Raw genomic sequence first — 11,139 nt, 5'->3', positions numbered from 1 at the left:
GGGGAGAGGGTTGGGGTGAGGGGTCTCTCAAAAATCACCCCCATCTCCCAGCATCTGAAATTCACATCGATTTCGGTCGAAAACTCACATCACTGCAAGAGCATGTCGTCAAAGCCAGTAAAGACGCGCAACCTTCCGCGTGTCCAGCGTGCGTAAAGGTCAGCTCTGGGATAGGGCCGGGGGTGAGGTCCATGGGCGATAAATAAAGCCATGGGTTGCCATCACCGCAGCCCCTCACCCAACCTCTCCCCAGAGGGGAGAGGAGCCAATACAAGACCTTGAAAGGGATGGCACTTAGTGTGCACCTTTTGCGCTTGATCCAAGGCGTCGTCTCGACACCGAAATGCCGAGCGATTCAGCAAGCCACAGACGCGGTGAATGAGATCCTGCTGAACCTCGAACACTCCATCTCCCGGATTGCGGGACGCAGTCGTGCCATCTCGATGGTCGTGACTTTCGCCCTTCTTCATAGGACATGCCCTCAGTGCATCAGTGGCAGAGTTGCACCAAAGTTTCAATCCACAACACCAGGGAGCGCTCATGAGCCAATACGAATTACTCGCCAGATGGTTTGAAATTTCATCCCAGAGTGGCTCAGGCATCGAAAGGCCAGCCCGAAACAGGTGAAGCCTGACGAACTGGAAAAGTCATTTTGAGTTGTATCCACGGCAAGGAAAACCTATGAGCACCGTGACCTTCATCATGGCAGCATTCGCCTTTGCTGCTGGCCTTGTTGTTCAATGGTCGATTCTGCGGACGATGTACCGCGCCACGCTCGCCAAGCAATGCGCTCGGCACAAGGAATCACAGCGGACCATGAACGATCGTCTCGTCCAAGCACGCAGGCAGGTCAATCATCTCCAGCACGATCTGGCTGCGGCCCGGCTGCAATCCAAACGCCCCAGGACAGACGACGTGGGCCAATCTCTCGACAACTCAGCTCACGCGAAGCAAGCGCAATCGCTTGATGAGGGGTCGCCGCAGAATCGTTCGCAGAAACATGGCTACGCCGACTCGCTGCTGTTCTGAGTAAAGCGCATTGTCTTGGCCGGCTGCGCGGATCTCGTGAGCTTCGCCGGGTGGAACGGATCTGGTGCAAGGCACTGAATCGCCGTTCAGCCGCGAGCCCAAAAAAGCCAGGCATAGGCCTTGCCTGTTGTACTGCATGTCATCGATGGGCCGGACGCTGCCTGCATGGCTCGGCATCGCATGGATCGCCGCGGGCACCGCCGTGTGCGCGCAAGTCAAACCCACGCAAGACCTGCCGCCCGTCATCGTGACGGGCACGGCTGCACCGTCTGTGGAGAAGTCCTTTCGCAAGATGGTGCAGGGCATGGACTACTTCGAGACGATGCGGCCCGTCCTCGCGCCCGATGCCACGCTGCGTTTCAAGCTGCTGCCGCGCAAGTCGGGCACGGACATGGACCACATTCTCCTGGAGGTCATCGGCACCACCTTCGACTACGAAGTGCCCATCGCCTCCGACCACACTTTCGTGCTCCGGCGCGATGCCAAAGCCATGCGGGAGAACGCCATTGTCACGCCCAACCGCAGGCGCCTGAGCATGACGTGGCGCACCGAAATCCGCACGCCGGGATGGCCTGCCGGCACGCGGCGCTTGGGCGACCTGCGCCTGGAATGCCTGGTGGGCCTGGAAGCCGACCTGGTGTCCAACAGCAATCCGTTCGGCCGGCTTGCCGAGTTGTTCACGGACAAGCAGAACTATTGCAACCGCAAGGAAGCGAAGTACCTCTTCTTCGCCGAACGGCCACTCTTCAGCGTGACGCTGGTGGCGGGCACGCGGCGCGAAGTGTTGCCCATCGACCAGCTGTACGCCGCAGCCAGCGACGATCCGGGCTTGAAGAGCGATTTGCCGTATTGCGATTGCGAGGTGCTGGTCGATCGCACCTACTTTCTGCCGCTGGGTGACCGCAGGTGGCCGGACGACACTCGGGTCGAGTTCGAATACATGGATGAAGGACCATGAAACGCAAGGCTTGCATCGCCGCCTTCACGGCCAGCCTTTGCGTGGCTTGCGCCAGCTCGCCAAATACTGTGCCGCAAGGCCACGGAACGATCCTCACGCCACAGTCTGCGCTGGACATGATTTCCGTCGGCAAGAGCCGCAAGGCCGATGTCTCTTCAGCCCTCGGCGCCGCCATCGTCATTCCGTTCGACAGCGGGTATGAAGTCTGGGTTTATCGATGGGCCGGCGCCGACAAGACACCGCGTTCTGCGACCGAACTGGTGGTGCTGTTCGGGCCGTCCGGCTTGGTCGCCAAGTCCCGGGTCCGACCGGGCTATGCGCCTTCGGACTAGTGTCGCGTCAAGCCAGAAGTGTCGGTTGATCGCGCCGCTGTCGCAGCGCAGTGCAAGGCGCGCCGAAGAGTCATAGCCGTCGCTATGGCGAGGAGGCGCAACGCCGCAATGCGCTTCGAGAGCAAGCGAGCAGCCGGCATTTGTGGCTTGACGCGACACTGGTGCAGCGTTTCACGCTATGCGGAACGCGGGATCGGTGTGCCCGGCCTCTGTCTGCTCGGGCAGCGCGCTCACCAACGGGTTCAGCAACCGGGCCACCTCCTTCAGAAGCATCTCGATCGCGTCGTCGCCGGCCTCCTGCTCGCAGGCCAGCTCCAGTGCTTGTGCCGCGTGCTGAACTTCCGGCATGCCCAGGGTGCCTGCAACGCTCTTGAGGTCGTGAGCGCAGCGCATCGCGACCGCAGTGTCCTCGCGAGCGCGTGCGTCCCGAAAGCGCATCTCGAAGTCGGCTTCACTCTGGCGGAACATGCCCAACAGCCGCCGGTACAGCGCCTCGTTGCCTCGGACGGCCTTCAGGCCGGCGCGTTCGTCCAATCCCGGCAGCGTTTCCAGCGTCGGTCCCGTGGATGGCGGCGTTTTCGGCTGCACCCAGCGAGCCAAGGTCGCAAACAGCTCATCCACATGGAAAGGCTTGGCAACGTGGTCGTTCATGCCGGCCGCAAGCACTTTTTCGCGATCACCAGTCATCGCGTTGGCGGTCATCGCGATCACTGGCAGATCTTTGAACTCGGGGCGCTGGCGCAGTGCGTGGGTCGCCTCGTACCCGTCCATCACCGGCATCTGGCAGTCCATGAGGACCGCATCGAAGCTGTCGCGCTCGAGCGCGGTGAGCGCCGCCCGGCCATCGGCAGCGATCGTGACCACGATTCCGGCGCCGCCGAGAAGGTCGCACGCCAGTTCCTGGTTGATGGCGTTGTCCTCCACGAGCAGGATGCGCGCGCCGGCCAAGCCGGCCTGATTGGCCTGCAGCAGGTCCTGCAGCTGCTCTCTGCGGCGCGGCCGCGCCGCAGGGCGGCCCAGCGCGGCGAGGCAAGCGTCGAGCAGCGCCGACGGCATGACGGGCTTGGCCAACAGTGCTGCCACTCGCAGCTGCCGCGCCTGCAGTTCCCGTTCTGCCCTTTCGCGGTTGAAGGCCGTGACCATCAGCACCGTCGGCGACGCATGGCGACCGCCCGCGTTCGCCAGCCGCGCCAAGCACTCGATGCCGTCCATGCCGGGCATGCGCCAGTCGAGCAGCAGCAGTTTGAACGGACGATCCGCGGCATCAGCACACGCCACCGCGGCCAATGCCGCTTCGCCGTCCGCCACCGTCTCACCTTCGAGCCCGAGCGACGCGACGAGCGCGCACAGCAGGTCACGAGCCGCCGGGTTGTCGTCCACGACGAGAACCCTCGCGCCTTGCAGTTCACCGGCGTCCGTTACCGGCTGGGAACCCGCCTGCAGGCCGAAGGGCAGCGTGAAGTGGAAGCAACTGCCGCGGCCGATTTCGCTGTCGACACCCATGCGGCCGCCCATGCGTTCCACGAGGTGGCGGCAGATCGCCAGTCCCAGCCCGGTGCCGCCGTAGCGCCGGCTGGTCGACGCATCGGCCTGCGTGAAGGGCTGGAACAGTCGATCGCACATGTCGGGCGCCAGCCCGATGCCGGTGTCGCGCACTTCGAAGCGCAGGGTGGTGCATTCCGCAGCGCGCTCGACCAGCGAGACTGCCACCGTCACCTCGCCGCGCTCGGTGAACTTGACGGCGTTGTTGCCGAGGTTCAGCAGGATCTGCCCCAGCCGCGAAGGGTCGCCGACCAGCGCCGTGGGCAGATCGTGCGGTAGCGAGAACAGCAGCTCCAGCCCTTTCTCCTCGGCGCCCATGCCCGTCAGGTTGGCCACTTGGTCAAGCACGTCGCCCAACTGGAACCCAATGTCCTCGATCTCCAGCTTGCCGGCCTCGATCTTCGAGAAGTCGAGGATGTCATTGATGATGCGCAGCAGCGACTCGGCCGCGCCATGCACCTTCTCGACGTAGTTGCGCTGGCGCGCGTCCAGCCCGCTTCGCAACGCGAGGTACGACATGCCGAGGATCGCGTTCATCGGCGTGCGGATCTCGTGGCTCATGTTGGCAAGGAACTCGCTCTTGGCCTGGGTGGCGGCCTCGGCAGCGTGCTGCGCGCGTTCCATCTGCTCGGTGCGTTCGCGCACCCGCTGCTCCAGTGTGTCGGCCAGACCGCGAACCTCGGCGCGCGATCGGCGCAGCCGCACGATGAAGAACACCGTCCCGCCCAGCGCCAACAGGCTGCCGACGAGCACCGTCCACAGCCAACGCTGCTGCAACGCGCGCGCGCGCAGTTCGACAGCCTGCCGCTCGCCGCGGCGCTGCAGATCCGCCAGTTCACGCAGCCGCGCCTCTTCGCGACGGTGCTGCGCTGTTTCGACCAGGCGTTCGGCACTGCGCTCGGTACTGGCTCTCGCCTGCATGTCTGCGGCCTCGAGCGCGAAGCGGTAGGCGCGCTTGTTGTCTCCCGCGGCCGCCGCCAGTTCGGCAAGGCGCCGCGATGCCAACGACTTGTACGCCGGTTGCCCGAGCGTCTGCGCACGGCGGTAGGCGTGCTCGGCCTCGGCGAGCGCCTCGGCCGGGTGCCCAAGCCCTTGCTCGATCTGGCTGCGCTGCACCGCGGAAAAGAAAAAGCCGGCCGGCAGCTGGGTGATCTTGAGGATCTCACGACCCTGTTCGTTCGCGGCCAGCGCCACTTGCAACCGGCCCTCCCGCAGCGCCACTTCCGCACGCATGTTCACGGCAATGCCCAGCGCCGTGGGAGATTTGACGGCGGTGAAGGTCTGGATGGCCTGTTCGAGGTGCTGTTCGGCCTTGGCGTGGTCGCCGGCCTGGTACGTAGCTTCGAACATGACCAACAGCGCGTAGCCCTCCTGCAGCTTTGATCTCGCGAGCTTGGCCTGCCTCAGCATCCCCTCGATCTGCGGCACCGCTTCTGCGTGGCGCCCGCTTTGCATGTAGGCGATCGCCAATCCGTGGTGTGCATACGCCATCGCGAGCGGATCGCCGGCGCGCTGCGCCGCGTCCAGCGCCTGCAGCGCCATCGTCACCGCCTCTTCGAGCCGGCCGACGCGGCGGTACACCAGTGCGCCGCGGAACAGGGCTTCGGCGAGCAGGTCCGGCCGGTCCACGCCTTCCAGCGCCGCCATGGTCTGCGAGGTCACGTCCACCAGTCGGCCGACATCGTTCCGGTTCACCGCCGCAAGCCCGATGTTCATGTCGGCCTCGGCCTGGCTGGCGCGGTCGCCAGCGGCCGTGGCCTCGCGCAGTGCCTGCTCGGCGTGGGCCATCGCCTCGGATGTCTTGGCCAGGTGAACTTCGATGCGAGCCAGCAGATTGAGCGCACGCACCCGGTCGGCCGCAAGCGCGTCCGACGGCAGATCAGCCTGCAGGCGCAGCGCCTGCACATGCGCCGCCGGGGCGTCGTTGTCGGCCAGATTGCGCACGGCGACCGCTCGCAGTCGCCAGTCGTCGATCGGTGCCGCCATGGCGACCGCCCACAGGAGCAACCAGGCCCCCAGCGCGCACGCCCATCGAACGCCGGCAATCCTCACATTCGCAGGCTCAGGCTCGTACCGATCTGACGGTCGTTGACCCAGGCGCTCTGCGGGCGGCTCTCCACGCCCCAGTACGAACGGCGCAAAGTACCCAACAGGTTTCCTGCATCCAGCGACCAGGTCAGCCGCTCGGAAATGCGCCAGCGCAGCGAGGCGTCCAGCCAGCCGTAGGCCCGCGTGGTGGCCTGCAAGGTGCCGACCCCGACGATGTTCGCGGTGCCGCTTGGAAAACTGCTTCGCCAGTTCCACGCAAGCCGCGCAGACCAGGCGCCTTGCTCGTACAGGCCCACGAGGTTCAGGCTGCGACGCGACATGTTCTGCAACGGCGCGTCCGCCTTCAACACTGGGTCGTAGACGCTGCTTGAAATGAAGGTGGCATTGGCCTGAAAGCCAAGCCCGCGCCAGGCGCCGGGCAGGAAATCGAGGAACCGTTGATAGGCCAGCTCCAAGCCGCTGACGCGGCCGACGTCGGTGTTGTAGGGGCGGCTCACCTGGTACTGTTGACCGTCATGCGTTTCAGTTTCGCTGCGCGTATTGATGAACCCGTCCACGCGCTTCCAGAAGATCGTGGCTGAGGCGGCGTGCCCCGCACCGAGGTAGGCCTCTGCGGCGAGGTCCACATTCGTCGCTCTCAACGGGCGCAGCCCCGGGTTGCCTGCCGTGCCCTGGTTGAGCGAAGGGTTGATGCTATTCGGCGTGAGCGTGATTGACGGCGAAAGCAGGTTGAAGTCGGGCCGCGTGATCGTGCGCGAAGCCGCGGCCCGGAACTGCCAAGGGCCGCCCGCACGCCAGCGCAGGCCGGCGCTGGGCAGCCAGTCGGTGGTCGTGGTGTCGACGTCGATCGGCTCGACGGTGCTGCTCGACGGCACGCTCTGGTTGCCGGATGTGAGGGAATGCGTGTGTACCAGGCGCAGCCCGAACTGGCCATCGAGCGCCATCGCCGGCAGGTGCCAGCCGGCCTCTGCGTATGCGGCGTCGGTGCGTTCCCTGATGCGCCACACCCCGAGCGCGCCGCCAGCGGTGGGCAGCGGCGTCGAGATGCCGAAGGCGTTGCGCAGCGCGACCGGGTCGCGCGCGTCGGCAAGCGTGTCGGTGAGGTAGCGGTCGAGGCTGCTTCCGACACCGTTGAGGAAAGGGCCATACGGGTAAGCGACGGTCCGGCCCGGAAAGTCGGACGCGAGCACTGTGCCCGGTACCGCAACGTCGCCGAAGATCAGGTTGGGGGCATTGTCGGCTTCGCGGCGCGCCTGCCGCCACCCCAGCGCCACGCGCTCGAACATTCCCTTGTCGAGCTGCCATTCGGCGTCGATGCGGCTGGCCAGCAGGCTGCCCTGCAGCGGACGCACACGGTAGGCGAGCGACGCATAGCGCAGGTTGGCCGGGTCGGTCAGGCCGGTGCCCTCGACCGAGGTGCTCGGCGCCTCGCCCGACAGATCGTGCGTGAAGCGCGCTGCCGTTCCGGCGAGCGTGGGGCCAGAGAAGAACAGCCGGTTGAGGCTGCGGGTACGGCTGAGGTCCGCGCTCAGGCGCAGGTCGCCGCGAGTCCACGAGCCTCCTGCTGCGACCTGATGGGTGCGGTCAATGGTGTCGCGCGCGAAATTGAGGATGGACACCGGAGCGTTTGTCCAGGTGATGTGCTGCACATCGTGGGTGCCCGGAAACAGCACAACGCTCGCCGGGTCGAAGCTGCTGCCGGTGCGGATGTTCGGGCCAACGTTGACTTGCAGGGTGTCCTGCTTCGTGCGCAGCTCGGCGTAGTGCGCCTCGGCGTAGAGATCGAGGTCGGATCTGGGCCGCCACCCGAGCATCACGCTGCCCGCCTGGCGGCGGCGCCGGCCGAAGCTGGTGCTCTCGGACGTGCTGCTGGGAGCGACGGTGTCCTCTCCCGGCACGAGGTCAATCGGACAGGGCGAGGACGCCACCGCGGGGGCGCGCGCGCTGCACACCATCGGGTTGCCGGTGCCCTTCTGGTCTTCGCGCCAGGCGCGGTCCTGCAGCACGAGGTTCACCAAGATGGCGGCCTCGCCGGCGCCGACGGCCGCGCGGCCACCGTAGAGCACCGAGAACTGGCCGGCGCCCTTGTCGACCCGGTCGCCCGACAAGTAGCGCGCCGAGAGCGCCAGGCTGGGCTCTTGGAAATCGAACGGGTGCCGCGTGCGCAGGTCCACCGTGCCGCCGAGGCCGCCCTCGATGCGCGAGGGCGACGAACTCTTGTAGACGTCAATGCCGGCCAGCATTTCACTCGGGAGGTCGGCGTAGTCGAGTGCGCGGCCGAAGCCGGCGGTGAACAATTCCCGCCCGTTGAGCGTGGTCTCGACCTGCACCAGCCCACGCACCGACGCGACCGAGGCCTCGCCGCGATCGCGCGTGATCTGCACGCCGGTGATGCGCTGGACCGCATCGGCCACGCTGAGGTCGGGCAAGCGGTTGATTTCCTCCGCGACGATGCCATCGACGATGTCATCGCTGCGGCGCTTGCGGTCGACAGCAGACTCGAGGCTCGCGCGGGTGCCGAAGATGATCACGGGCTCGAGACGGTATTGCGCCGATAGGGGGATCGGCAGCAATAGCGCCACTGTGACGGCCGGAATGGCCAACTTGGTCTGTTTCATAGGGCCTCCACAGGCATGCCGAACAGAATGAAGAAGCGGCCTTGCACGACTCAACTCAGAGGCTGAGAGTTTTTCGAGCGTGCCCGAGCAGCATGCCAAAAGGGACCTGATCTAGGCGCAAAGCGCAGCCATAGCGGGCTAGGGCGAGCATTTGCAACGACGAGCAGGGCTCTTTTGGCGTGATGAGCGGGCATGATCGAAATACTCTCAGCCTCTCAGTGTTTTGCATGAGACAACCCGCCCCTGCAGCATCGAGTTGCCCGACAGCACGTCAATCAGCATTCGCCGCCCCTCGAAAACGAGCCTGGCCGCTGGCCCATGACGTTTCGAGATGATCTCAGCAATGCCGCCTGGGAGTTATATCGGAACCCCGTAGGAAGACGAACCGACCTCTATTCAGGTGACCGGCTGTCGTCCGCGAGCTTCACATGGGCCGGCACCGTGACTAAGCTAGTGAGCGAGGGGCGGGCCTGTGTAAATGGCGCCGCGGTCGGCGCTGGCTCTGCATGGTTTGCCGTATCCGCGCTGGGCGCATTCGGGTGTCGCGAGCGAGTGGCGTTATCGCCATTGGCTCGACCGCGCGAGAAACGAAAGGAGCGATTCGATGGCCAGTTACATGGTGGTTCGCCACAATGTTCGGAACTTTGCCGAATGGAAGGCTGGGTACGACGCCCACCTTTCGAAGCGTGTCGAAGCGGGTCTGACCGAGAAGCATCTGCTTCGCGGTGCCGACGATACGAACGAGGTGTTCCTGCTGTTCGAGGCACGGGACCTGAACCGCGCGCGGGGGTTTGCCGAATCGGCGGACTTGCGCGAGACGATGCAGAAGGTTGGCGTCGTCGGCAAGCCCGATATCTACTTCTTCAACGGCTGAGTGGCTGAGAGTTTCTTGGCGACATCAACTGCAGGTTTCATGCGGGTTTGCGGGGTGGTACCACGCTGCAACCCGCATGGATGTGTTACCTGGCGTAGTGGCCGTCTTTCTTGATCATGGAGAGTTCTGAAAACGTCAGGCCGGTGTGCTCGGTCGGCGTGTACTTGACGAAGATGCCCCCGAGGTCGTAAGACTTGAGCGTTTCGAGCGCCGTCTTCACGGATTCCGGGGTGGGGTTGCTGCCTGCACGCTTGAGTGCTTCAACCACGACTTTCATGTTGATGTAGCCTTCGAGGCTGCCGTAGCTGAACTCCTTCTCCCCCAGCTTCTTCATGGCAGCCTGGTACTCGGCGATGATCGGCATGCCCGGGTTCCAAGGGTACGGCACCACCTGGGATACGACGACGCCTGTCGCGTCGGCCCCAATGGACTTGTACAAACCCTGCCCGTTCAAGAAGGAGAAGGAATAGAAGCGCGCCTCCACGCCCGATGCGCGATACGCTTGGATGAACTTGGCTGCGACAGTGTTGGTCGCCGCCAGAACCACGGCGTTGGGTTTGAGTGCGGCAAGCTCCTTGGCCTTCACTGCCGCGTCCGAACCGTCCTGCTTGATGGCCGCGCTGCCCACCAGCTTTTCCCCGCGTTGCTCAACCATCTTCTTTGTGGCTTCCATGGCGGATCTGGCACCCGGATTGTCGTTGTGCGCGAAAGCAATCCGCGTGATGCCGACGGTGAACAAGTGGTTGACGATGCGCCCATACTCCTCGTCGTAACTGATACGCAATGGAAAACCATACTGCGTGAACTTCATGACAGGTGCGGCGCCGGAATACGGGGCGATGAGCGGCACCTTGATCTCGTTGGCCGCGCTCAAGGCACCTATCGAGGAGGTGGTGCCGATGGGCGTCAAGACCGCGACGGCGCCTTCACTCGCGAACTTCTTTACGTTCGCCGCTGCCTTCTCGGCGTCGTTGGCGTCATCAGCCTGCCGTAGCTCAAGCAAACGCCCGTTGACTCCGCCCTTGGCATTGGTTGCGACGAGCATCGCGCGGATTCCGATCAAAGGCTCGGTCGACAGCCCGGCCAGCGGGCCAGTTTGGACGTAGGTCTGCCCGATGAGGATTGGCGGTCCGCCTTTTGATTGCGCAGCGGACCCAAGCGAGACCGTGACTGCAAGTGCACCAACAAGAATGTGAGTTGCGATCTTCATAGGATTCTTCTGTGGGGAAACGCCGATGTGTCAGCAGGGCTGGACGCTGCCAGCAGATCTGCTGTCAGCGACCAGCCCGTTCCGCACGCATCACCTCAAATGCTTCGGTGGTTTGTGCTGGAGGTGCCTATGGATTCGGGTTAGAAACTTTCCCAGTCATCCGTTCCCGTCGCTTGGTTTGCCGCAGCAACTGCAGGCTTTGCCACAGGGCTCGATGCAGGCTTGGCATGCGTTGCTTTTGCCGATCCGAATTTCGGCCGCGTCACATTCTTCGCGCGGTCCGGTCCGCGACGCTCCACGGTTTGAGCCGCGACACTTGCGCTCGATACGTGGTGCTCGACCTGACCAGTCTTGAATACAGCCACGGCCCCGACCAGTTGTTGAGCCTGCACCTTCATGCTCTCGGCTGCCGCGGCGCTTTCTTCGACCAGTGCCGCGTTCTGCTGCGTGGCCTGGTCCATCTGACTCACCGCCTCGCCCACTTGGGCGACACCAGCGCTTTGTTCCGTGCTGGCCGCGCTGATCTC

Annotated in this window: 7 protein-coding genes and 1 pseudogene; 4 read left to right on the top strand and 4 right to left on the bottom strand. The window is 64.6% G+C overall.

Annotated features, from left to right (window positions below; translation table 11 throughout):
• The first annotated feature begins 681 nt into the window (after positions 1 to 681).
• The 3 genes from AC30NL_RS12115 to AC30NL_RS12105 all read left to right on the top strand — a co-directional run bounded on the left by AC30NL_RS12115 (position 682) and on the right by AC30NL_RS12105 (position 2,319).
• On the top strand, positions 682 to 1,029 hold the full coding sequence (locus AC30NL_RS12115) for a hypothetical protein (protein ID WP_489464255.1): 348 nt from the start codon (positions 682 to 684) through the stop codon (positions 1,027 to 1,029).
• A gap of 136 nt (positions 1,030 to 1,165) precedes the next feature.
• The gene (locus AC30NL_RS12110; RefSeq protein ID WP_489464254.1) at positions 1,166 to 1,987 is read left to right on the top strand and encodes a hypothetical protein; all 822 of its coding nucleotides are present in this window, start codon (positions 1,166 to 1,168) and stop codon (positions 1,985 to 1,987) included.
• A complete protein-coding gene (locus AC30NL_RS12105; RefSeq protein ID WP_489464253.1) occupies positions 1,984 to 2,319 on the top strand; it encodes a hypothetical protein in 336 nt (111 codons plus the stop codon). The genes AC30NL_RS12110 and AC30NL_RS12105 overlap by 4 nt, the downstream gene beginning before the upstream one ends.
• A 171-nt stretch (positions 2,320 to 2,490) precedes the next feature.
• On the opposite strand, the gene AC30NL_RS12100 is transcribed toward AC30NL_RS12105, so the two are convergent.
• On the bottom strand, positions 2,491 to 5,847 hold the full coding sequence (locus AC30NL_RS12100) for a hybrid sensor histidine kinase/response regulator (RefSeq protein ID WP_489464252.1): 3,357 nt from the start codon (positions 5,845 to 5,847) through the stop codon (positions 2,491 to 2,493).
• 62 nt (positions 5,848 to 5,909) lie between these two features.
• Complete coding sequence (locus tag AC30NL_RS12095) at positions 5,910 to 8,528, bottom strand: TonB-dependent receptor (RefSeq protein WP_489464251.1); 2,619 nt, start codon at positions 8,526 to 8,528, stop codon at positions 5,910 to 5,912.
• 604 nt (positions 8,529 to 9,132) lie between these two features.
• Between AC30NL_RS12095 and AC30NL_RS12090 the strand changes: the two genes are divergently transcribed.
• Positions 9,133 to 9,402 carry a hypothetical protein gene (locus AC30NL_RS12090; RefSeq protein WP_489464250.1) on the top strand — a complete coding sequence of 90 codons (270 nt, stop codon included), beginning with the start codon at positions 9,133 to 9,135 and terminating at the stop codon, positions 9,400 to 9,402.
• An 85-nt stretch (positions 9,403 to 9,487) separates the two neighbouring features.
• Here the strand turns inward: AC30NL_RS12090 and AC30NL_RS12085 are convergent, their stop codons facing one another.
• Positions 9,488 to 10,612 carry an ABC transporter substrate-binding protein gene (locus AC30NL_RS12085; protein WP_489464249.1) on the bottom strand — a complete coding sequence of 375 codons (1,125 nt, stop codon included), beginning with the start codon at positions 10,610 to 10,612 and terminating at the stop codon, positions 9,488 to 9,490.
• 140 nt (positions 10,613 to 10,752) lie between these two features.
• Positions 10,753 to 11,139, bottom strand: a pseudogene (locus AC30NL_RS12080) (methyl-accepting chemotaxis protein); the annotation flags it as partial.

Origin of the sequence: Rhizobacter sp. (assembly GCA_021153565.1) — a bacterium.
In the GTDB taxonomy this organism is placed as follows: domain Bacteria; phylum Pseudomonadota; class Gammaproteobacteria; order Burkholderiales; family Burkholderiaceae_C; genus Albitalea.
Note: the sequence above shows the minus strand (reverse complement) of the source record. Positions and strands in the feature narration are given on the sequence as shown.

Excerpts from the sequence above, each read along its gene's own strand:
- AC30NL_RS12100 (WP_489464252.1), bottom strand. The coding sequence starts at position 5,847 with ATGGCGGCACCGATCGACGACTGGCGACTGCGAGCGGTCGCCGTGCGC.
- AC30NL_RS12115 (WP_489464255.1), top strand. The coding sequence starts at position 682 with ATGAGCACCGTGACCTTCATCATGGCAGCATTCGCCTTTGCTGCTGGC.
- AC30NL_RS12085 (WP_489464249.1), bottom strand. The coding sequence starts at position 10,612 with ATGAAGATCGCAACTCACATTCTTGTTGGTGCACTTGCAGTCACGGTC.
- AC30NL_RS12090 (WP_489464250.1), top strand. The coding sequence starts at position 9,133 with ATGGCCAGTTACATGGTGGTTCGCCACAATGTTCGGAACTTTGCCGAA.
- AC30NL_RS12110 (WP_489464254.1), top strand. The coding sequence starts at position 1,166 with ATGTCATCGATGGGCCGGACGCTGCCTGCATGGCTCGGCATCGCATGG.
- AC30NL_RS12105 (WP_489464253.1), top strand. The coding sequence starts at position 1,984 with ATGAAACGCAAGGCTTGCATCGCCGCCTTCACGGCCAGCCTTTGCGTG.
- AC30NL_RS12095 (WP_489464251.1), bottom strand. The coding sequence starts at position 8,528 with ATGAAACAGACCAAGTTGGCCATTCCGGCCGTCACAGTGGCGCTATTG.